The following is a 25094-nucleotide window of genomic DNA, read 5'->3' on the forward strand; positions in this document are numbered from 1 at the left end:
GGGAAGCAATGGAACGCTCCCTTACAAGGGACGAGGAACGGATTGAGGTTCTGGATAAAATGGTCATGCGGCTTTATGAGGATATGATTGCAGGGCGTATCAGTGAGCAGAATTTCAACACCATGCTGGAAAAGACACAGACCGAGCAGACGGAGCTTAAAGCAAAAGTGTCCGAGGGCAGGAAGCGGCTGTCCGATGAAGCCCAGCTTGCCAATGACGCAAAACAATGGGTGGAAGCCATTCAGGAATATGCCAACATCACAGAGCTGGACGCAGCCACCCTTAACCGCTTAATCAAAGAAATCGTCGTGCATGAGCGCATTGACGAAGATAAAACAAGACACATTTCTATCGAAATTCATTTTAATCTCAAACCCATCCCGGAGGTGGAACAGGTCACTGCCTGACCTGTCCCGCCGGGACGGTTCTCTTAAAAACACCATATAGATTTTTTGTACGCCGCCGCCCGCCATCGAGCAGAGTTTTACACCTAATTGGGGATAAAACAGCTTATGGCTGGTGGCGGTGTGGCACTGATCGGAACACAGTTAGTACCGCTGTTATCCGGATTGTTTGGTTAAGTGTAAAAAGAGAGGAGATAACTCATGGATCGTATATTTGAGGCGATTGAAACATGGATGAGGGATCTTCTGACAGGCATGGTAAGTTCCAACCTGACAACAATGTACACCGATGTCAATGAAAAGACAGGTGAGATTGCTGCTCAGGTTGGGCAGACACCACAGGGCTGGAATGGAAACATTTTCAGTATGATACAGAATCTTTCCGATTCGGTAATTGTTCCGATTGCCGGTATGATTATCACTTTTGTACTTTGTTATGAATTGATTTCCATGCTGACAGAAAAAAATAACATGCATGATTTGGACACATGGATGTTCTTTAAATATTTTTTCAAGATGTGGGTGGCAGTCTGGATTGTCAGCCACACGTTCACAATTACTATGGCGGTATTTGATGTCGGACAGACGGTGGTAAGCCGGGCGGCAGGGGTCATCAGTTCTGATACAGCGATCAATATAGATACGATGATCAGTACGATGGAAACAGCTATGGAATCTATGGAAATCGGTGAACTTGTCATACTGGCACTGGAAACGATGCTGGTAAGCCTGTGTATGAAGATTATATCTGTATTGATCACAGTTATTTTGTATGGACGAATGATTGAGATTTATTTGTATTCCTCGGTCGGTGCAATACCATTTGCAACGATGTCAAACAGGGAATGGGGACAGATTGGAAACAACTATCTGCGGGGATTATTTGCACTGGCATTTCAGGGATTTTTCATGATGGTTTGTGTGGGAATCTACGCAGTCCTTGTGGCAAATATCCAGATGTCAGATAACGTACATTCCGCATTGTTTGGTGTGATGGCATATACAGTGATTCTGTGTTTCAGTCTGATGAAAACAGGTAATTTTGCAAAAAGTGTGTTTAATGCCCATTAGCAGGAAGGGGGAAAATGATGGCTTTTGTATCTGTACCAAAAGATCTGACCAAAGTAAAAAACAAGATTATTTTAAATCTTACCAAAAGACAGCTTATCTGTTTTGGACTTGCAGCAGCAGTGGGGGTACCGTTTTATTTTTTAACCAGAGGAGTGATCGGTTCCAGTAATGCTGCAACTGGAATGTGTCTTCTGATGCTTCCGGCATTTGTATTTGCCATGTATGAGAAGGATGGGCTTCCGTTAGAAAAAGTTCTGAAGAATATAATTGTGGTCCGGTTTATCCGGCCATCTGTAAGGAAGTATCAGGTGGAAAATATGTATGAGAAAAAACAGAGGATAGTCAGAAAGAAAGGAGGCAGGGAACGTGTTAAAAAGAAAAAATAAGAAAGCGTTGCCAGAACAGTTGGAGGACAGTTTATATCCGGATGATTACTGGCTGGATAAGGAAGATGGGCAGGAAGTTTCAGAACCATTGCCAGATGGAGAAAATCCAGTAAGCGGAAAGTTACGCAAAGAACCGATGGTAACAGGTTATGAAGCACTGGAAAGACAAAGAGGTGTCCGCAGACCCAAAAGGAAGATAACCAGAAGGGAAAAGAAAGCATTAAAACAGGCACAGAAATATGAAGCAAAGCTGCGTAAAGAGCAGGAAAGGGCAGATAAGAAAAGTGAAAAAAGAGAAGCAAAACTTGCTGAAAAAGCAGAAAAAGAAGCCATGCGTCAGGCAAAAAAAGACGCAAAAAAGAGAAAAAGTAAACCGGCTTCCACATCCGGGCAAAAAGCGGCAGGAAACAGGAAACCTGTAAAGACAGGGACAAATAAGACAGCAGTGAAAGCAGATACAGCAAAGGAAAAACAGATTTCAGCACAGCAGTCTATTCCATATCATGAGATGGCAAAGGATGGGATTTGCCGGGTGCAGGATAAGTTTTATTCAAAAACGATCCGGTTTTATGACATCAATTATCAGTTGGCACAGAATGAGGATAAGAACGCAATCTTTGAAAACTGGTGTGATTTTTTAAATTACTTTGACAGCACTATTCATTTTCAGTTGTCTTTTATCAATCAGCACAGTAACATGGCGGAATTTGAAAAAGTTATTCTTATTAAGCCACAGGATGATGAATTTGATGAGCTGCGTATGGAATTTGCCCAGATGTTAAAGAATCAGCTTTCCAAAGGAAATAATGGATTGCTCCGTACCAAATATATTACATTTGGCATTGAAGCGGACAGTATCCGGGAAGCAAAACCGAAGCTGGAGAGAATTGAATCGGATATTCTTAATAACTTTAAGATTCTAGGAGTTTCGGCTTATCCACTGAATGGAGAAGAAAGACTTCAGATCATGTATGAAACCTTTAATCAGGACAGTAAGGTTCCGTTTCATTTTTCTTATGATGATGTGCTTCGGACAGGACTGAGTACCAAAGATTATGTCGCTCCGACCAGTTTTGTGTTTAAAAACGGCAGAGATTTTCAGATGGGAGGTACGATTGGGGCTGTCTCTTATTTGCAGATTCTTGCACCGGAACTTACTGACAAGATGCTTGCGGAATTTCTGGAAATGGACTGTAACCTGATGGTTAATCTCCATATCCAGTCTATCGACCAGATGAAAGCAATTAAGTTGGTAAAGAGTAAGGTAACAGATATTAACAGGATGAAAATTGAGGAGCAGAAAAAAGCGGTACGTTCCGGATATGACATGGATATTATCCCATCAGACTTAAATACATACGGTGGGGAAGCAAAAAGGCTTCTGGAAGATTTACAGTCCAGAAATGAGAGAATGTTCCTTGTGACAGTATTATTTTTAAATACTGCACAGACGAAGCAGGAACTTGAAAATGTGGTATTTCAGACTGCGGGAATTGCACAGAAATATAATTGTGCGTTGAAACGTCTGGACTATCAGCAGGAGCCGGGACTGATGAGCTGTCTGCCTCTTGGGATGAATCTGGTTCCGATCAAAAGGGCACTGACTACAACATCCACAGCAATTTTTGTTCCGTTTACTACACAGGAATTATTTATGGGAGGGGAATCTATTTATTATGGATTAAATGCTCTTTCCAATAATCTGATTATGGCAGACAGAAAGAAATTAAAGAACCCGAACGGTCTGATACTTGGTACACCGGGTTCTGGTAAATCCTTTGCTGCAAAACGTGAAATTGCCAATGCTTTTATTGTGACAAGGGATGATATTATCGTCTGCGATCCAGAAGGGGAATATTACCCACTTGTCCGGGCATTTCATGGACAAGTTATCAGGATTTCACCAACCAGCCATGATTATATTAATCCGATGGACATTAATCTTGATTATGCAGATGATGATGACCCGTTATCTCTAAAGTCAGATTTTATCCTGTCTTTATGCGAGTTGATCGTGGGAGGTAAAAATGGTCTGGAACCAGTGGAAATGACTATCATTGACCGATGTGTACGGCTGGTCTATCAGAATTATCTTTCTGACCCAGTGCCAGAGAATATGCCAATACTGGAAGATTTATATAATCTTCTCCGGGAGCAGAAAGAGCAGGAAGCACAGCGGCTTGCTACTTCCCTTGAAATTTATGTTAATGGTTCTCTGAAAGTATTCAATCACAGAACAAACGTGGAACTGAATAACCGTATGGTCTGCTTTGACATTAAAGACCTTGGAAAGCAGTTGAAAAAACTGGGGATGCTCATTGTACAGGATCAGGTCTGGAATCGAGTGACAATCAACCGTTCTGCAAATAAGAGTACCCGATATTATATTGATGAGTTTCATTTGCTGCTGAAAGAAGAACAGACAGCAGCATACAGTGTGGAAATTTGGAAGCGATTCCGTAAGTGGGGTGGTATCCCGACAGGTATTACACAGAATGTCAAAGATTTGCTTGCATCAAGGGAAATTGAAAATATCTTTGAGAACTCAGACTTTATCCTGATGCTGAATCAGGCTTCCGGTGACAGACAGATTCTTGCGAAACAGTTGAATATTTCACCGCATCAGCTTTCCTATGTTACCAACAGTGGAGAAGGTGAGGGACTTGTTTTTTATGGAAGTACGATTATTCCATTCAAGGATAAATTCGATAATTCACTGATGCTGTATGCACTCATGACTTCCAAACCAGATGAAGTAGAAAAGCGGAAACGTCTTGGAATCGGGGAAAGAGATGAAGAGTAGTTGTAAAAAAGATAGAACAAAACAGAGAAAACGGAGGATTACAGAATGGAAAATAATTGTATGGCAAATCCATGTGAAGGATGCACAGAAGAGGCTTGTGTAGAAATGATGAAAAAACTGCAGGCCGATGAAAAGGTCAAGCAGCTTTTAGAGGCAGGAAAGGACAGCAACGGTGAAGAAGTATTTGGTGAAATGTTGGATGATATGCTTTTTCTGTCAGAAATGATTGATTTACAGCAGGTGCTTTTTTATCTGAGAGAAAAGGAAGGGCTGAGTGAAAGGATGCTGGATATGCTTTTGACTTCGATTCTTTCTAATGTAGATGAAATCTCACATAAATGGGAAGTGTACAAGGATAAAGCGAATTAAAGGGAAACCGCAGCAAAGGGGATGGTGAAATTGCAGGAACATGAATATAAAGCCAGAGATAAAACCGTCCATAAGATGAGCAGGGATGGTCTTAGGGAAGAAAACCTGCATAACAAGGAAGAAAAACGGATCACCAGTCGTGATGAGGATATAGAAGTTTCCAGAAATCCGAAAAAAGAAGAAGATTTCGGAAAAAATCGACGGGAGCGAATAACGGAAAGTAAAGATATACCGACCAGAAAGAAACCCTTTGATATAACCAGATACAGTATAGATGAAGAACAAAAAGTGAAAATGGAACAAGATCTGGGGAATGAGGATGCGAAGGAAGATATGTCTTTAACGGAAGATTCCGGGCCAGATAAACATGCCGTATTTCGTACAGAAAGTATCCGGGGACAGCCAAGAAGTGAACATGCTGCTCTGGAAACCGCAGTGGACAGCAGAAAACTTAGACAGAGAAAAATGGTCAGAGATTACGCAGAAAGAGAAAAACGGAAGGAAAAGGAGGCTTCCAGACAACAAAAAACTGCGGAAAAAGAAAATATCCGTTATCGTGAAACATCTCAGGTTACAGAAGAATCACTGGAAGGATTTCAGGATGAGATCAAAGGTAAGGTAAAGCGGGAGCGGATACTGAAAGAACAGAAAAAACAGTCCCGGCTTTCTTTTGGAGATGAAGGGGATGGCATGGTACATGGAGCAGGAACCGGAATCCGCAAATCAGCTTCGGCAGTGAAAAATGCTGCTCTTACTGTGGGACACTGGAAAGCCCATGAAGCAGAAGATGATAACGCTGCTGTGGAAGGGGCACACAGGATGGAACTTTCAGGGGAAAGTCTTGCAAGAAAGTCTATTTATGTCCGGCAGCGACTGAGGGAAAGCAGGAAACAATCTGCCCGTCTGACAGAAAATATGCTGGATGAAGCAGAAAATAGCAGACTGATGTTTGATGCTGCTTACGGAAATCAGGCAAAAAATGCAGTGAAGAGAGAAGCTGACCAGAAGAAAAAATCAGTACTTCAAAAATTACTACAGAAAAAACGATACCAAAAGCAGTACCGGGCGGCAAAAGAAAGTAAAAAAGCCAAAGATGCGGCAATCACATCGGCACAAAGATTTACAGAAAAAACAAAAGATGCAGTCAAAATGGTGGCGGCACAAAACAAAGGAATCTTTGCTACAGTAGCTCTTTTTGGACTGATTTTTGTTCTGATAGCAGCCAGTTTTTCCAGTTGCAGTGCAGTTTTACAGGGTGGTTCTTCAGCGATCATTTCAACCAGTTATTCCAGTACGGATGAAGATATTTATGCTGCAGAAAATGCGTATAAAGCTCTGGAGGAAGCATTGAACACACAGATCAATCAAATAGAATCCAGGCATCCGGATTATGATGAATACCGTTATCAGATTGATGAGATCGGACACAATCCATATCAGCTTATTTCTTATCTGACAGTGAAATATGGCGGTTTTACTTATGCAGAAGTCGCAGACGAGATAAAAGAAATTTTTCAGCAGCAATATGGAATCAATACACAGTCTACCAGAGAAACCGTAACAGAAACAAAGACTGTCCGGGTAGGAGAATCACTGGGACAGGTTGTTACCAGTGGATATTGCAACTGTTCCATCTGCTGTGGTCAGTGGAGTGGAGGACCGACCGCAAGTGGAGCAATGCCTACCGCAAACCACACGATTGCCGTAGATGCGACAAATCCTTTTGTTCCGATCGGCACTCATGTAGTGATGAATGGCGTGGAATATGTGGTAGAAGATACCGGAGCTTTCGCAAGATATGGTGTGCAGTTTGATGTTTATTATGATAATCATGCGGCGGCATCTGCTCATGGACATCAGACATGGGAGGCTTACATAGCTGACAGCAACGGAAGTCAGGAAGTAGAAGTGACAACAACAAAAGAAGTGAACCGTCTGGATGTTACTATGACCAATCATAATCTGGATACGGTGTTAAGAAGCCGTATGACAGAAGAGGAACAGGAAAGATACGATGCGTATAACCGATATTATGGAAACAGGGATTACCTGTTTGACCTGAATTCCATTCCAACAGGAAGTAGTGGTTTTGGCTATACGATTCCTGGTGAAGCGTTATCTGACCCACAATTCGCAAAGATGATACGGGAAGCAGAGAAATATCTGGGAGTGCCTTATGTATGGGGTGGTTATTCTCCAAGCGGTTTTGACTGTTCTGGATTTGTAAGCTGGGTAATCAATAATTGTGGAAATGGATGGAACATAGGAAGGTGTACTGCCGATGAACTTCGTTCTCATTGTTCACAGGTGTCCCCATCAGAAGCAAAACCGGGAGATCTGATTTTCTTCCAGGGAACTTATAACACAAGCGGAGCGAGTCATGTAGGAATTTATGTTGGCAACAATATGATGATACATTGCGGAAAGCCGGTACAGTATACAAGCATTGCAAGTTCTTACTGGCAGGAACATTTTATGGCATTTGGTCGTCTGCATTAGGAGGTGACAGGGCAAATGAATATGAAGTTAAAAAAAGTTCTGGATGATATTCAGAAAACAGAAGAAAAGATTGCAGAACTGCAGAAGCATCTGAAAAAGCAGAATGATTTAAAACAGCAGATGGAGGACATAGAAATTATCAAATCTTTCCGTTCACTGAAGCTGGACAGCAGGGAACTTCTTGTACTGCTTGATGGGATTCAGAAAGGAACAGCAACGATTCGGTTGGATGAAGAAGGTGGTATTGCAATAGAAGATGCAGGAGAAAAGAAAGACGGAAACAAAGAAAATAACAAAGAATCTGATGTACAGATACCGGAAAGAGAGGGCTTAGAACATGAAAAATAAAGTAGTAAAAAAACTGATGATGATTGTAATGGCAGTTACAATGCTTTCGGGATTTTCGTTTGCAACTGTATATGCAAATGCTGATCCGCCTGCAGAAGAAACAACTACCGAGGTTGTGGCAGAAACATCATCGGAAGCAACCACAGAAGAAAATACGGAGGATACGGGCAGAGTGATCGCAGAAAGTGATTCCTCTGCTTTTTCTACGCCAGGAAATGCACAACTGGTCGATGATAAGGAAAATGATGATACAAAGCAGTTCCTTACCATCCAGACAAAAAAGGGAAATACTTTTTATATGGTAATTGACCGTTCCAGCACATCAGAAAATGTCTATATGATGTCGTTAGTTGATGAAAATGATCTTGCAGAATTCCTGGATGAAACAGAGGACAGTAAGACAGAGGAAGAACAGAAGGTAGTGATTCCGGAAACAACCACAGAAACAACACCTGCTGTGGAAAAAGAGACAGAAGAAACAACGCAGAAAAATACAGGCAGTGCAGACATCTGGAAACTCTGTACCATTGTATTAGCAGGGGGACTTGGTATTGGTGCAGTGGTTGTATATCTGAAATATGGACGTAAAAAAGAAGATGGTTTTGTCAGTGAACAACTTGAATTTACAGACGGACCGTTTATCAATGAAGAACAGGAAAATGAAGATGGACAGGAAGATTAAGATTTTGGTTCTCTGAAGTTTAGCACAGAAAAATAAGATACAGGAAAGGGACAGCTAATCTGGCTGTCCTTTTCAGAAAGGACGAAAAATGGCGAGATTTTTAGTGATTGCAGAAAAACCGAGTGTAGCACAAAGTTATGCGAAAAATTTGTCTGCATATAAAAAACAGGACGGGTATATGGAGGGAGAAAACTGCCTTGTGAGCTGGTGCCTTGGACATCTGGCAGAATATGCACGACCGGAAGAATATGATGAAAGATATGCGAAATGGCAGTTTGATGACCTGCCGATCATTCCTGAAAAGTGGAAATTACAGGTGTCAGCAGATAAAAAGAAGCAGTTTTCAGTATTAAAGGATCTGATGAACCGGGAAGATATAGAGTATCTGGTAAATGGCTGTGATGCAGGACGGGAAGGAGAATTGATTTTCCAGAGAGTATATGATCTGTCCGGATGTAGAAAACCAGTCAGACGATTATGGATCAGCTCTATGGAAGATGAAGCAATAAGAAATGGTTTCCATGAGATGAAAGATGCCGGCTTTTACAGTAACCTTTGCATGGCGGCGGTATGCAGGGCACAGGCAGACTGGCTGATTGGAATGAACGCTACCAGAGCTTATACGACAAAGTATTATAAAAAACTGGTAGTTGGAAGAGTACAGACACCAACTCTTGCCATGCTGACAGAACGGCAGGACAGGATTGAGCATTTTCAGAAAGAAACCTTTTACAGAGTGGAACTGACAGATGGAAAGCTCGTTGCCGTATCAGAGAACATTACCAATAAAGCAGACGCAGAACTTCTGGCAGCATTATGTGACGGTTCTGAGGCAATTATTACAGAGTTAAAAAGAGAACGGAAGAAAGTATCCCCGCCTAAATTATATGATCTGACAAGTCTGCAGAGGGAAGCGAACCGGTATTTTGGATTTACGGCAAAGAAAACGCTTGATCTTTTACAGGAATTATATGAAGAAAAGCTGGTAACGTATCCGAGGACAGACAGCCGCTTTGTTACAGAAGATATGATTGGAACAGTAGAAGAACTGGCAGGGAAAATGCCGTTGATGCTGCCTTTTGTAGAATATGGGCAGTTAGGACATAACATAAAAAGAGTTGTAAATAATGCAAAGGTATCTGACCATCACGCTATTCTTCCGACAAAAGAGGCTGTGGAAAAAGGAATCGTGGATTTGCCAGTGGATAAAAAAAATCTGATGATACTGATTGGACAGCAGGTGATTCAGGCAGTCGGGGAAGATTATCTGTATGAACAGACAGATGTTACTGTGAACTGTCAGAAAAATGAGTTTACTGCCAGAGGAAAAACAGCGGTGCAGATGGGATTTAAAGACGTGGAAAAAGCTTTTTGCAGTCATTGTGTTAAAACAGAGAAAGAGGATTCAGACAGACAGTTGGAAATTCCATACGGATACCAGAAAGGTATGCAGATTTTCAATGTCAAGGCAGAAACAAGTATCCATTATACTTCTCCACCGAAATCATTCAATGAAGATACGCTTCTTGCAGCAATGGAAACAGCAGGTAATAAAGAATTTGATGAAAAGACAGAGAAAAAAGGGCTTGGAACACCTGCAACGAGAGCCAGTACCATTGAAAAACTGGTGGCATCCGGATATGCACAGCGAAAGGGGAAACAGATTATTCCAACAGCGGAGGGCAGGGAACTCATTCGTGTAATGCCGGAGAATTTAAAATCAGCAGGGCTGACAGCCGAATGGGAGAACAGGCTTTTGCTGATGGAACGAGGGGAGCTTAATGGAGAACAGTTCATGGATGATATTGTAACCATGCTGGAAGAAATCCTGAATGGCTGCAGAAAAATCCCAGAGGAAGAAAGAAATCGTTTTCAGACAGCAAAAGAATTAATCGGGAAATGCCCAGTCTGCGGTTCTGATATTTTTGAGGGGAAAAGGAATTTTTACTGCTCGAACCGCCAGTGTGATTTTGCTCTTTGGAAGGATAACCGATTTTTAGAAGGTATGGAGAAGAAACTGGACAAGAAAATGGCAAAAGAACTTCTGGATAAGGCGTGTACCCATGTAAAAGGGTTATATTCTAAAAAGAAAGATGCCAGGTTTGATGCAGATCTTCTGATGACATTGGAAAATGGAAAACCGAAATTTCATTTGGAATTTCCGAAAAGAAAGCATAAAGGATAAAGCAAAAATTAAAGATTGGAGGAAGAGACATGGCAAGAGTACAGGAGATTCGTGGCATGGCAGAATGGTATGCCACTGACATAGCCAGTTCCCCGGCAGACTGGATGAAATATCTGGATACTGCCGCCAGATTATACCGTTATTCCTTTACTGACCAGCTTCTCATTTATGCACAGCGTCCACAGGCAACCGCATGTGCATCCTTGGAATTGTGGAATGAGAAGATGATGAGATGGGTAAACCGAGGGGCAAAAGGAATTGCTCTGCTGGATGAAACAGGGACAAAAGCAAAAATCCGATATGTGTTCGATATAAAAGATACCCATATGGTACAGGGTGGCAGATCACCATACCTGTGGCAGCTTCAGGAACATCAGAGGGGAGAAGTGCTTGCACATCTTTCTGATGTTTATAATCTGGAAGAAAAAGATACGGCAGATCTGGCGGATGCGTTGATGTCTGTGGCAAAAGAGATGGTCAATGAAAATCTGGAGGATTATCTGGATGGCTTATCGTATGCAGCAGAAGGAACCTATCTGGAAGACCTGGATGAAGGGACGATTCGGAACGATTTTCGGCAGCTTGCAACGGACAGTGTATATTATATGCTTGCAAGAAGATGCGGACTTGATCCTATGTTGCTTCTTGAAGAAGAGGATTTCATGCACATCACCGATTATAACAGGCTTTCCGTATTGACTTTTCTAGGAAATGCTGCAAGCCAGCTCGCTGAGAGTGTACTGATTGATATTGGAAAAACGGTACATAAAATTTCTCTGGAAGAAATCAGGAAAGGTCTTGAAAATTCTGAAGAGAGGAATTATAATAACTTTAACACGTTAATGCGTGAAAATAAAATACTGGGCACAGAAGAGAGAATAAATGATATTGAGGATAATGAAGGAGGAACTGACTATGGAACTGACCTATCATCGCAAGGGGGACTACCTGTTTCCGAACCTGACCGTAGAGGAGGAAGAAGTGACAATCGGGAAATACGGGATGCTGAGGAGAACGTTTCTGAAGGAACACAAGAACAGCCTTTACCAGAGCCTTTTCCTGACAGGGAAGCTGAACAAGCATCTTATGGAGATCGAGAAAGCGGCTCAGGAGAGAATGGAAAGCCAGATGGAGAAATTGCTGAAGAACAAACCGGCACCGGACAAGGAAGCCGATCCGATGGCATGGACAGCACATATGAACGCACTGACAGCAATAGCAGAAGAGAGCATCTTGACGGAATTGGTATACAGTTAGTTACGGATACAGGAGAAGATGGATTGAGTGAAGCAGAGGAAGAAATCGCCTCTGCTTTATCTTTGCCCGAATTACCAACTGTAAATCAGCAGATCCGGAAGATTGAGGAGCATATGTCTGCCCTGTATGCCGGGGAAATCCCAATTCCGGAAGAGGTTGTGGATGAAATCCTCCGTACCGGAAGTAATAAGAGTAAAAGCCAGTTACGGATTATCTACAATTTTATGAGTGAACAGTCAGAAGAAGATTATACAGAATTTGTGAAGCGTGAATATGGCATCGGTGGCAAAGGTCTTAAAATTAATGGAAACGAGTATTCTGTGTGGTTTGATGAAACAGGGATGCAGATTGCCGTAGGACATACGGTGAACGATCGACTTTTAGATAAGGCTTTTTTATCATGGGAGGATGTCAGTGGACGTATCCATCAGTTATTAAAACAGGGAGAATACGCACCACAGTCTGTTCTTGATGCAGCAAGGGAAAATGCCTTGCAGGAACACGCACAAGTGCTTGCTTATATGGAAACTGATATTGTGGATGATCTGTCTGAACTGGTATTTTCAGCAGATGATATGAAGATTTTTCATAATGGTTATCCGGAAAAGACAGATGCTCTGGCGGAAAAGCTAGATGATGCAGAGTGGCTTTCCGAATTAAATGAAAGACTGGAAGGTCTGGCTGAAATGTATGACATAGATAAATCCATCATGCGTTTTCATTATTATAAACCAACCCTTGTTTCTGAGCAGTTTCAGAAATTTGCCGAAGAAGTCATTCCCTATCAGGCAAGAGAGGTATTTGCTTGGAAAGAACAGGAAATGTTTATCACGCAGGATGAGATAGATGCTTTTCTTGCAAGAGGTGGAGCTTTTTCAGAAGGAAGGCTTCGCATATATTCTTTTTATCTGCGGCATCAGGATGAACAGGAGAGAACAAATTTTATGAAAGAACAGTATGGCATTGGAGGACAGAGCCATGCCCTTTCCAGAGCGGACAATTCCTACGCAGATTACAATGGAAAAGGATTACAGCTTTCCAGAGGAACTCCGGGTGCATACCATACGAAAGAAGAACTGAGCTGGCAGAAAGTGGCAAAAAGAGTGGATTATCTCATAAAAAATGACCATTTTCTTCAAGCCGGAGACTACGCTCATATGCCGGAATATGAACGATACCAGATGGCAATGCGGGTGATTAATTTTTATAACAGGCTGCCACAGGAAATTGAGCGACCATTTACGGATGAACTTTTGCATGAGGAAGCAAGAAAACAGGTGCCAAGGATGCTGGCAGATGAAGAAATGGCACAGGAATTGTTACAGAAGATGGATGCAGCTCTTGCAGAACTACCCTTGGATTTTGAAGCCTATGGGACAAATTACAACGAGAAAGCACAAAGTCTGTCAATACTCCATCAGTATGTAGAGGGAACGTACACTATATTTCCAACCAAGGAACTGGAACAGCCGACCATAGAGTTAAGCGGTCATCAGATGTCCATGTTTGATTATCTGGATACGAAAGCATATATGGAACCGGATGTTGTAGACATGCAGGATGTAGAGGAAACAGTGGAATCGGTTTTAGACGAAACGGAAGAAGAAGCTGGTGAGATCGAACAGTCAGAAATTTCAGAAGAAAACGATACAATGGTGCAGTCAGAAATACCGGAAACTCCTGTGGAAACGGCGGAAAAATCAGCAGGTGCAATAGCTGACCAATGGGAACAGGGTGTTTTTGAATATCAGGGATACCATTTTGAAGCAGTTGGTGTCCTGTATGATGGAGTGGAAGGAAAAGAATTGGTTGCACAGACACGTTCCAATACGGAACTGCATTTGTCAACGTACCATACTGAAGATTTTCCCAAATATTCGTATGATGAATTTTATGCTGTCAGCAATGCCCCGGATGCGGATATATTCCGATGTCTGGAAACAGGAAAAAACTATATTCCGGGAGAAAATGAGCTGTTTGGCTATGAGGGAGAATTTCAACCATATATCAGACAGGAAAAAACAAAGATTGTGACTATGCCACATAACTTCCGTATTGAAGATAATGACCTTGGTGCAGGCGGTCCGAAAGCAAAATATAAAGCGAATATAGAAGCAATCCGTTTATTGCAGACTTTGGAGAAAGAAGAACGTTTGGCAACACCAGAAGAACAGAAAGTATTATCCCATTATGTTGGCTGGGGCGGTATCCCGCAGGCATTTGAAGAAAACAACGGAAGCTGGGCAAATGAGTACAGAGAACTGAAAAATACGCTGACTTCAGAAGAGTATAGTGCAGCAAGAGCATCCACCCTAAATGCGTTTTATACTTCTCCGACAGTGATACATAGCATGTATGAAGCATTGGAAAATATGGGATTTACAAAAGAAAACATTCTGGAACCATCCTGTGGAGTAGGAAATTTCATGGGACTTATCCCGGAAAGCATGAGTAAGGCGAAAATGTATGGTGTGGAACTTGACCCGGTATCCGGCAGAATCGCCAGACAGTTATATCAGAAAAACCAGATTGCCATACAGGGATTTGAAACAACACAGTTTCAGGATAGTTTCTTTGACTGTGTGATTGGTAATGTGCCGTTTGGAGCGTACCAGGTAAATGACAAAAGATACGACAGGCATCATTTTCTGATTCATGATTATTTCATTGCAAAATCTCTTGATCTTGTGCGTCCAGGCGGTGTGGTTGCAGTTGTGACTTCCAGTGGAACTATGGATAAACAGAATCCGGCAGTCAGACAATATATTGCAAACAGGGCAGAGCTGCTGGGGGCAATCAGGCTTCCTAATAATGCTTTTCAGAGAAATGCAAATACAAATGTTGTATCAGATATTCTGTTTTTTCAGAAAAGGGACAGGGCGGCAATCGAGGAGCCAGAATGGGTAAACCTAAAGACGACAGAGGAAGGCTATTCTGTAAATGCGTATTTTGCAGAGCATCCGGAAATGGTTCTTGGTGAATTTACCACAGAAAGTACCCAGTATGGTAAGCAGGAAGTTACTGTAAAGCCAAAAGAAGGCATTACTCTTGAAGAACAGTTAAAGAAAGCTGTACAGAATATTCATGGAACAATCACAGAAATGGAACTTTCAGATAGCGAGTTAGAGGAACAGGTAGTTTCTATTCCGGCAGATTCGGATGTGAAGAACTTTAGCTTTGCCGTTTTGGATGATGACATTTATTACAGGGAAAACTCTGTGATGAATAAAGTAGAACTTCCAATGGCAACTACAGAACGAGTAAAAGGCATGGTGAAGATTCGTGACGCAACAAATAAATTGTTACAGCGTCAGATGGAAGACTGCGGTGATCAGGAAGTTGAAGAACTTCAAAAAGATTTGAATGAAGTTTATGATTCCTTTACTGCAAAATATGGTCTGCTTAGCAGCAATGCAAACAAAAGGGCATTTAGTCAGGACAGCAGCTATTGTCTTCTGACTTCACTGGAATTTCTGGATGAGCAGGGCAACCTCAAAAGAAAAGCAGATATTTTTACAAAAAGGACAATCCGTCATGCTCAGGTAGTTGCTTCGGTGGATACCGCCAGTGAAGCATTGGCAGTGTCTATTGGAGAAAAGGCACAGGTTGATCTTGCTTATATGTCACAGCTTACCGGGAAAACAGAAGCAGAACTGACGGAAGAACTGACAGGTGTGATATTTAGAAATCCGCTAAATGAAAAATGGGAGCCATCTGATGAATATTTGTCTGGAAATGTCCGGGAAAAATTGAAGATTGCCAGAGGATTTGCCGAGAACCGCCCGGAATATGCTGTTAATGTACAATATCTGGAACGAGTGCAGCCAAAAGACCTGGATGCCTCAGAAATTGAAGCAAGACTTGGTGCAACATGGATTTCTCCAGATTATGTGACACAGTTTATGGCAGAAACATTCCATACACCAAGATATTATATTGGAAGCCGGATAAAAGTCCAGTATGCTGAAGTAACCGGTCAGTGGAATGTTTCGGGAAAGAGTGTGGACAGTTATCAGAATCCACTCGTTACTTCTACTTATGGAACACAGAGAGCAAATGCGTACAGACTGTTAGAAGATGCTTTGAATCTTCGAGATACAAAAATCTATGATACAGTGCAGGATGTGGAAGGGGAACACCGGGAACTGAACCGGAAGGAAACCATGCTGGCACAGCAAAAGCAGGAACTTATAAGGGAAGAATTTAAGTCATGGATTTTCCGGGATATGCACCGCAGGGATGCCCTTTGTCAGATATACAATGAGCGTTTCAATAGTATCCGTCCGAGAGAATACGATGGCAGTCATATTCAGTTCGAGGGAATGAATCCGGAAATCACGTTAATGTCACATCAGAAAAATGCAGTGGCTCACATTTTATATGGAAATAATACTTTGCTTGCACATTGTGTAGGAGCTGGGAAAACTTTTCAAATGATCGCTGCGGGTATGGAAGCAAAACGTCTTGGACTATCGCAAAAGAATCTTTATGTTGTGCCAAATCATCTGACAGAGCAGTGGGGCAGTGATTTCTTACGTCTGTATCCGGGAGCGAATATTCTGGTAGCAACTAAGAAAGATTTTGAACCGGCAAACCGTAAACGTTTCTGTTCCCGTATTGCGACAGGGGATTATGATGCTGTAATTATCGGGCATACACAATTTGAGAAAATCCCTCTTTCAAGGGAACGTCAGATTGCCATGTTGGAGCAGCAGATAGAGGATATTACCTTTTCTATTGAAGAAGCTGGCAGGGAAGCAGGACAGAATTACAGTGTAAAACAGATGGAAAAAACAAAAAAATCATTGCAGGCAAAACTGCAGAGATTAAATGATCAGACAAGGAAGGATGATGTAGTAACCTTTGAACAGTTAGGCGTAGACAGGCTCTTTGTAGATGAGAGCCACAACTTTAAGAACCTTTTTTTGTATACAAAAATGAGAAATGTTGCAGGTATTTCACAGACGGACGCACAGAAAAGTTCGGATATGTTTATGAAATGCCGTTATATGGATGAACTGACAGGCGGGCGTGGAATTGTTTTTGCGACGGGAACTCCAGTGTCAAATAGTATGACCGAACTTTATACTATCATGCGTTATCTCCAGTATGATACATTGATGCGTATGGGAATGGGACACTTTGATTCATGGGCGGCAACGTTCGGGGAGACAGTAACCGCAATCGAATTATCACCGGAAGGAACGGGCTATCGTGCAAAAACACGATTTGCCCGTTTTTTCAATCTTCCGGAGTTGATTTCAATTTTTAAAGAAGCTGCAGATATTCAGACTTCTGATATGTTAAATCTTCCAGTGCCGGATGCAGAGTTTATTAATGAGGTATTAAAACCAAGTGAAGAACAGCAGGATATGGTAGCAGCATTTTCAGAACGTGCAGAATCAGTAAGGGCAGGAATGGTAAATCCTACAGAGGACAATATGCTCAAGATTACCAATGACGGAAGAAAATGTGCCCTTGACCAGAGATTATTGAATGAGCTTCTTCCAGATGCGGAAAAAAGCAAAGTCAACACCTGCGTAGAAAATGCCTTTCAGGTATGGGAGGAAGGAAAAGAGCAGAAAACAACACAGTTGATTTTTTGTGACTTATCTACTCCAAAAGGGGATGGAACTTTTAATGTCTATGATGATGTACGAAACAAACTGACAGAAAAAGGAATCCCAAAGGAAGAGATTGCATTTATCCATGAGTACAACACAGAAGTAAAAAAAGCAGAATTATTCGCAAAAGTGAGAGCAGGTCAGGTAAGAATCCTGATGGGTTCCACTCCAAAACTCGGTGCAGGTACCAACGTGCAAGACAGGCTCATTGCTCTGCATCATCTGGATTGCCCCTGGAAGCCATCTGATCTGGAGCAGCAGGAGGGACGAATTTTACGACAGGGAAACCTGAATGAGACAGTTAAGATATTCCGTTATGTAACAGAGAATACGTTTGATGCGTACATGTGGCAGATTTTGGAAAATAAACAGAAGTTTATTTCTCAGATTATGACCAGTAAGTCACCAGTCAGGGCGTGTGAAGATGTGGATGATACTGCACTTTCGTATGCAGAGATCAAAGCCCTTGCAACAGGAAATCCTTATATAAAAGAAAAAATGGATCTGGATGTTCAAGTCAGTAAATTAAAGCTCTTGAAGGCTAACCACACCAGTCAGATTTATCGTCTGGAATCAGATATTGCAAAGAACTATCCAGTTCAGATCAGTGCATTGAAAGAGAGGATTGCCGGAATGCAGTCTGATGTCAGTGTGATAAAGAATGTTGATCTGCAGGATAATGACAGCTTTTCTATGAATATAGGGAATGTTGCCTATACAGACAAAAAAGAAGCAGGCGAAGCTATGATAGCTGCCTGTGCAGGATTAAAGGCAGTCACCACAGGAGGAAAAGTCGGAGAGTACCATAGATTTACTTTATCTGCATCATATAACCTGTTTGCAAATTCCTTTGAATTGACCATAAAGGGAAAATGTTCTTACAAAATTGAAATAGGAAAAGACCCTTTGGGAAATATCCAGCGTATTCATAATGCCCTTTCTTCGATTGATAAGAAACTGGCAGAGAGTGAGCAAAAGTTGGAAACAGTACAACAGCAGCTTGCAACAGCACAGGAAGAAGTAAAAAAGCCATTTCCGAAAGAAACGGAACTGAATGAGAAAATGGAGCGTTTATCGGAGTTAAATGCTTTGCTCAACATGGATGAAAAAGGGAATGAAACAATTCTGGCAGATGAGGATATTGGTACAGAAAAGATTCCAGACAGAGATGATTCGAGAAAGGAAGAAGTCCAGGATGCAGACAGGAATCTGCAGGAAACAGCAGACAAGGTTCATAAGCCGTCCATACTGGAACGTCTGAAACAGGAAAAGGCAAGACAGCTTGCACCGGAGCAGACTGGTACAGCGAAACCAAAGAAAAATTACGAGCAGGAGTTATAAACAATGTCCCGTCAGAGAACTTTCTGGCGGGATAAATTCAAAATTGGAGGACAAACTATGGCAGAAACAGATAAAAAATTAAAAGAAATCACAGAGCGTCTGGAACAGGGAGTAAAGGAAATTTTTACATCAGAGCGTTATACAGAATATCTGGATACGATGTCAAAATTTCATAATTATAGTTTCAACAATACTCTTCTGATTACGATGCAGAAACCGGATGCGACACTGGTGGCAGGCTATCAGGCATGGCAGAAGAAATTTAACCGTCATGTAAAACGGGGGGAAAAAGGAATCCAGATTATTGCACCGACGCCAGTAAAAGAAAAACAGGAAATAGAAAAGATTGATCCAGATACACAGGAACCAATCATTGGCGAGGATGGACAGCCGGAAACAGAGATTGTAGAAATGGTAATCCCAAGATTTCGGGTAGCGACAGTATTTGATGTCAGCCAGACAGAAGGAGAACCGATTGCAGAACTGGATGTACCGGAGCTGACAGGAAGCGTGCAGTTTTATGATATTTTTATGGAAGCATTGCAGGATATTTCACCGGTACCAGTACGGTTTATGGAAATAGACGGGGAGGCAAAAGGCTATTATCATCAGACAGAAAAATATATTGCGATTAAAACAGGAATGAGTAATCTCCAGTCCATGAAAACCGGTGTCCATGAAGTTGCCCATGCAATTCTGCATGACAATGATGTAATGGATGCAGATGGCATTATAAAAGGAAAGACAGCCAAAGAAGTAGAAGCAGAAAGTATTGCTTATATTGTATGTAGTCATTTTGGACTGGATACTTCGGAATATTCTTTTACTTATATTGCAAGCTGGTGTGAAAGTCAGAACATGAAAACACTGAAAGCGTCTATGGATACCATCCGAAAAACTTCAGCGGGAATTATTGAAAATATTGAAACAAAGATGCATGAGTTGGAAATGGAAAGACCAATCAGAGAAACATTCCATAGAGAGGATGTGATTCTGCATCTTTCAGGCAGCATGGGTTCAGAATATTCGTATGATCTGGTTGAGAACATGACAGCAGAACAGTTGCAGGAGAACGTGAGGGAATATGTCAGGCGGCTGGAGCAGAAAGAAATCACTGGGGATGAGAAATCTTTGAAAGAATTTTTGGAGGACAGAGGTGCAGCAATCACAGTATTGTATGCAAGTGATGGAGTGGGAGAAAATTATCCGATTCACTTTTTTGATGCAGCGTATGATGCAGATACAGGCAGTGCTTATTTTTCAGAGCTGACACCGAAAGAACAGGCAGAAATGCTGGTGGAAAAAGCAGAATTTCCGAGAACGATTTTTACAGAAGAAGAGAAAGCATTTGTATCTGAATATGCAGAAACCTTTCCCGGACAGTTAGAAAGACTGAATGATCTGGTTTGGGATATGCGGGAGTCTTATGATGAAGCCGGTACAAACTTAGTACATGAAGTGATTCAGGCAGCAAGAGCAAATTTTCCAACCAAAGAGCTTCCAGAAGAAAGAGAAGGTACCATGCAGTATGCCCATAGACTGATTGAAGCCGCAGAAACCGCCAGCCATGAGAATTTTACGGAATCACAAAGAAATCTTATCGTAAATTTTGCTTATAAGATGGATGACCGGGACGAAGTTTTGGGACTGGTAAACCGTATGCTGACAGCGAATCGGGGTGACCGAAGTGAAGTTATGAGAAGTCTTGTGCATGAGACAGAGAAACAGATTGATAACTTTCCAGATGGAAGGATTGGTTTTACAGAAATGCACGAAGCAGGAATCCGACTGGAACACATGTATCCTCTTGAAAAAAACAGGGCAGTAGAACTGTATCGAGAAGGTGCAGAAGTTTTTATCTTAAATGGAAATCCAGATCATCCAGAACAGGCAGGACAGATTCTTGCAGAAACAGAAAATGCGATCCTGGGGCATGATGGTATCTTTGGTATTACGGAAACGGAATGGGAAGTACATAAAGAAAGAGAAGCAGCGATAGCCAGACAGGAAAAACTGGAACAGGATAGTGCAGAAAAGATTGACGAAACTTTACTTCTTCATGGAGAAAGCGGTCGTTTTGCAATCTATCAGATGGATACAGGTGGAGAGCATACTTATCAGTTTATGGGGATTGAATCGGCTCAAAAATTAGGCTATACCATTGAGGGAAAAGACTACAAGATGGTGTATGCGGCTCCATGGACACCAACGATCACATTAGATGATATTTTTGAGAGATTTAATATCAACCGCCCAAACGATTTTCATGGACATTCCTTATCGGTAAGCGATGTCATAGTTATAAACCGGACGGCGGAAACAAAGGCTTATTATGTCGATTCTTTCGGCTTTGAGGAACTTCCGGACTTTGTACAGCAGAGAATAGAGATACTGGAAAATAATCACACCAGAGCCTATCCACCAGTCTATAAAGGAACACTTGCTCAGGCAATGGAAGAACGGGATGTAGATGCTTATCTGGATTCCAGAAAGTTAAATATTGATTGTAAGAAAGCAATCGAGGAAGCAATCGCATTAAAATTTGACGGACTGCATTTAGAGGAAGATGCAGCAACGCAAGTGCTGGAACAGTTTGGAGAAGAACGTATGACGTTTGTTATGGCAAATACGCTCCGGGAACTTTCTTATGACGGCAGATTTTCCAGACAGAACAAAGACTGGGCAGAGCATATCGAAATCCCGGAAAATATCAATCAGGGAAAGAATCTGAATCAGGATTATGTGATAGAAAGCCACCCGGCGGTGTTAGATGGATTTATTGATATGGCAAGAGCAGAGATCCGTATGCAGAAGATTGAACAGACATTGGATGAAGCGGAAGTCACCATTACAGCAGATACCAGAGGATTTGAAGCAGATGGACATGCGGGAACCTGGCATATAGGAGATGAAAGAGAGTATGCAGGGGAGAAGTTCTTCTTCATGGAACATGATGAGTATGGTTCAGATGTGGCAGGGATTATCGTATCGGAACATGGTCAGCTTGTCGCAGAAGATCTCTGGAATGGGTATGATGCGGGAGCATTGGAAGCTATTTCAGAATATCTGCAGGAGAAAGGAATTTCTGTGGAAGGACTTATGCCGGAACTGGAACCGGATGAACTGGCATATAAGATTGGCGATAGGTATTTTACAATCCAGAGAACAGAGGAAGGTTATGATTATACTTTTTATGCTTTGGATTATGATGAGATTGACGGTGGTGCTTATGATAATCCTGATGTTTCTATGCGGCAGGCAATGGAAGATATTCTGGAAGATGAAGATATGTCCCTGGAAAATGCAGTTTCCGTTGATTATGAGGATTTGATGGCAGAAGTGGAAGAAGCAGGCGAACGGCAGATGCAGCTGGCACAGTTATTAAAGAATTGTCCTCCAAGTATTTTTGAGGACTATGACAGGGAAAGAGCAGTGGATACCTGTGAGGGAATCGCCATGCAGTTTACTAAGAGTAAAGGGTATCTGACTGTACAGGCAACGGAAGAAGGTTATTTTTACATTTTCTATGATTCTGATTTGCATGAAATTAATGAAAGGGATTACGATAATCCGGATATATCTATTCAGAAAGCTACTTATGAAATCCTGAAAAGTGAAAGAATGGATGATATGGAGTGCATCAAAGTGGATTATAAAGAATTTGAGGCAATGACCATCCAACATTCCAAAGACTTATTGCAGGCAGGTGAGCTTCGTGCGACTTCTGAGATTGGAAGAGATGAAGTAGCATTAAATGGTCTGAGCAGGGCAGAAGTGGAACGGGGTGTCTTGTATCACGCACAGGGTATTCTGGAAGAGATGGGACTGGAAAATGAAGTAGAGCTGCTTGCTGCAAGGGTGCATGGTTCCAGAAGCAGAGAGGAACTTTACAGAGATGATTCTGATCTTGATGTAGTGCTTTCTTATCGTGGCAATATCCGGGAGGATAGTTTCTTCAATGAATTAAATGCTCATGGTATAGCAATGGCAGGTATTAAGGTAGACATCAATCCTATCGCAGAAGAAAGAATTACTCTGGCAGAGTATATGAGGGAGTCCGAAGCCTATCTTGAGCAGCAGGAGATCAAAAAGCTGGCAGTGGATTTAGATAATTTCAGCTATGAATATGATACTTACGAATATAAAGATACCGTTGAGAACAGGGAAGAACAGATAGAGAAAATCACAGAGGACATTTTGAATAAGAAAACAGGGTGTTTAAAGGACTGGCTGATTGAAGTATCGGAAGAATCTGATATAGACAGTGATGTGATAACTGCCCGTTCACTGCTTTCCCGTCTGGAAAAAGCAGAAACCCTTTCTATCTTTACCAGACGACCAGAACAGGAACAGCCAGAAGCTACGATTACTTTTTATGTAGCAGAGTGCATGGAGTTCCCGGTCATGGGGGAATACCATAATAATCTCACGCTAGAAGAAGCGATTAAAATTTATGAAAGTATTCCGGCAGAACGAATGCATGGAGGCAAAGGTATTGGCTTTGATCTGCAGGATGGGGATGAAGATTATTCTGGAGAATACGAACTGATGAGCTGGGATAGAGTAGACAGGGAACTGATAGATATGATTCCGCATTATAAGGAAAGCCCATTGGTACAGAAAGCAATCAATGATATGGAAAAATATCTTGCAGATAAAAAGAATAAGCAGGCAGAGATTACGGAAGAATTATCCGAAAACCAGTCAGGGAAAAACATAGATGTTGAAAAAAATGCAGAGAAGAAAGTAACAAGAGAACCAGGAAGCATTAAAAAATCTGTTCTGCAGTCTTTAAAAGACTATCAGGCAAGAGTAAAAGCACAGGAAAAAGCAAAAGAAAAAACCAATGAACATAAGAAGGGAGATATGGAATTATGATGGATATGTCTATGAATTTTGATATGGAAGAATGTATCGTGACTGCAATGCTCGATCAGGGCAACCGAATTGATACGATGGAAGCAATCGACCGGGTCATACCATTTCTTGCAGGAGATTCGGAAATGATTATGCTGGTCTGCGAAACAATAAGAAAACTGTTCTGCATGAGCGATGAAGGCTATGAGGTTTTTCTTATGGATTTGGAAGAGTATAAAGAAGATTTAGAGTTGATGGAGGAGAGTGAAGCATGAATACAAGTCAGTGTGCAGTATATCAGGTGAAAGAAGCACCAGAGTACAGAAATGTCCGTTTCCGTTCTTATGCCAAATTAAAAAGTGAAGGAAAAGAGGTCAGGGCAGAAAATTATCAGCAGGTATATATTGGAAGAATCCAGCCGGGGGAAACTCCGGCGGATATAAAAACACGCTTGCAGAAACAGCGACCGAAGAACTTTAAGGGGCACTCTGTTGGATGCAGTGATGTCATTGTTCTTACGGACGATGGAAAAACGACAGCTTACTATGTAGATAAAGATGGATTTATCATTGTTTCGGATTTCTTCCAGATAAAAAATTCTTCAGATACAAAGCTGGATGTTGATACAAAAGGATATACCATCGAAAAGAAAAAAGGAACATGGCAGGTTGTCGATTACATTTTGATGAATGAAAGAAAATGGTTCCTGATGGAACACGAAGAATACGGACCGAGAACTGCCTATGTGGTTCTCAGTGATGATGGTGCTGTTGTTATGAATGATAACTATAACGGACTCGATGCAGAGGCAAGAGAGAAAATTCAGAGTTTCTTAAAACAGCAGGAAGAGAAAGAACAGGAAACATCGCCACAGCAACAAACAGTAACACCAATCGGACAGGAACAACCACTACAACAAAAGAGAAAAGAACCAGAGCTGGAAAACTGGCAGAAGATCATGGACAATGGAGAATATCTCCGCAGTGCAGAGATGGCAGAAGAAGCCAACTACAACATGATCGACGGACTGATGAACAATGTCCGCAAGGTAAAAGATAAAGATAAACCAAGAGAATCCGTACTTGTCAAGCTCCGGCTCAACCAGAAGAAAGTCGCAAAGCAGGGGAAGAAACAGACGCAGCAGAAAGCGATGACGGAGGATATGGAGAGGAAGAAAAAATAGTATTTGAAAGAAGTGGTCTTGCTACATATGTGGCAGGGCCATTTTTGTTGAAAAAAGCAAGACAAGATATAAAAGATTTGCTATA

Annotated in this window: 14 protein-coding genes and 1 pseudogene; all 15 read left to right on the forward strand. The window is 41.7% G+C overall.

Annotated elements, in window-relative coordinates; all coding sequences use genetic code 11:
• Positions 1-407: DUF4368 domain-containing protein (locus LI164_RS04905; RefSeq protein WP_227086815.1), on the forward strand; the 407-nt coding region annotated here is incomplete at its 5' end.
• A gap of 90 nt (positions 408-497) precedes the next feature.
• Positions 498-581 (forward strand): annotated as a pseudogene (locus LI164_RS04910) (Maff2 family mobile element protein); the annotation flags it as partial.
• A 24-nt stretch (positions 582-605) separates the two neighbouring features.
• The gene (locus LI164_RS04915; RefSeq protein ID WP_069989214.1) at positions 606-1475 is read left to right on the forward strand and encodes a VirB6/TrbL-like conjugal transfer protein, CD1112 family; all 870 of its coding nucleotides are present in this window, start codon (positions 606-608) and stop codon (positions 1473-1475) included.
• A 17-nt stretch (positions 1476-1492) separates the two neighbouring features.
• Positions 1493-1861: a PrgI family protein gene (locus LI164_RS04920; protein WP_069989213.1), complete on the forward strand. Its 369-nt coding sequence runs from the start codon at positions 1493-1495 to the stop codon at positions 1859-1861.
• Positions 1842-4664 carry a VirB4-like conjugal transfer ATPase, CD1110 family gene (locus LI164_RS04925; RefSeq protein ID WP_227086816.1) on the forward strand — a complete coding sequence of 941 codons (2823 nt, stop codon included), beginning with the start codon at positions 1842-1844 and terminating at the stop codon, positions 4662-4664. Before LI164_RS04920 ends, LI164_RS04925 begins: the two co-directional genes overlap by 20 nt.
• A 45-nt stretch (positions 4665-4709) precedes the next feature.
• Positions 4710-5033: a hypothetical protein gene (locus tag LI164_RS04930; protein WP_069989211.1), complete on the forward strand. Its 324-nt coding sequence runs from the start codon at positions 4710-4712 to the stop codon at positions 5031-5033.
• 30 nt (positions 5034-5063) lie between these two features.
• Positions 5064-7532 carry a CD1108 family mobile element protein gene (locus LI164_RS04935; protein WP_227086817.1) on the forward strand — a complete coding sequence of 823 codons (2469 nt, stop codon included), beginning with the start codon at positions 5064-5066 and terminating at the stop codon, positions 7530-7532.
• Positions 7533-7547: 15 nt separating this feature from the next.
• Positions 7548-7880, forward strand: a complete 333-nt coding sequence (locus tag LI164_RS04940) for a DUF4315 family protein (protein WP_227086818.1) — start codon at positions 7548-7550, stop codon at positions 7878-7880.
• Positions 7870-8562, forward strand: coding sequence for a CD1107 family mobile element protein (locus LI164_RS04945; protein WP_227086819.1), 693 nt, complete (start codon positions 7870-7872; stop codon positions 8560-8562). Before LI164_RS04940 ends, LI164_RS04945 begins: the two co-directional genes overlap by 11 nt.
• Before the next feature lie 88 nt (positions 8563-8650).
• The gene (locus tag LI164_RS04950) at positions 8651-10747 is read left to right on the forward strand and encodes a DNA topoisomerase 3 (RefSeq protein WP_227086820.1); all 2097 of its coding nucleotides are present in this window, start codon (positions 8651-8653) and stop codon (positions 10745-10747) included.
• Between the two features lie 915 nt (positions 10748-11662).
• Complete coding sequence (locus tag LI164_RS16275) at positions 11663-12004, forward strand: TnpV protein (RefSeq protein WP_227086821.1); 342 nt, start codon at positions 11663-11665, stop codon at positions 12002-12004.
• A gap of 4343 nt (positions 12005-16347) precedes the next feature.
• Positions 16348-18969 (forward strand): SNF2-related protein, encoded by a 2622-nt coding sequence (locus tag LI164_RS16280; protein WP_227086859.1) that lies wholly within the window; start codon positions 16348-16350, stop codon positions 18967-18969.
• Between the two features lie 57 nt (positions 18970-19026).
• A complete protein-coding gene (locus tag LI164_RS04965; protein WP_227086822.1) occupies positions 19027-23847 on the forward strand; it encodes a DUF3849 domain-containing protein in 4821 nt (1606 codons plus the stop codon).
• Positions 23844-24101, forward strand: coding sequence for a transposon-transfer assisting family protein (locus LI164_RS04970; protein ID WP_227086823.1), 258 nt, complete (start codon positions 23844-23846; stop codon positions 24099-24101). The genes LI164_RS04965 and LI164_RS04970 overlap by 4 nt, the downstream gene beginning before the upstream one ends.
• Positions 24098-25009 (forward strand): YodL domain-containing protein, encoded by a 912-nt coding sequence (locus LI164_RS04975; RefSeq protein ID WP_227086824.1) that lies wholly within the window; start codon positions 24098-24100, stop codon positions 25007-25009. Before LI164_RS04970 ends, LI164_RS04975 begins: the two co-directional genes overlap by 4 nt.
• Positions 25010-25094 lie beyond the last annotated feature (85 nt).

Origin of the sequence: Dorea sp. 210702-DFI.3.125, assembly GCF_020560945.1 — a bacterium.
Taxonomy (GTDB): Bacteria; Bacillota; Clostridia; order Lachnospirales; family Lachnospiraceae; genus Dorea; species Dorea formicigenerans.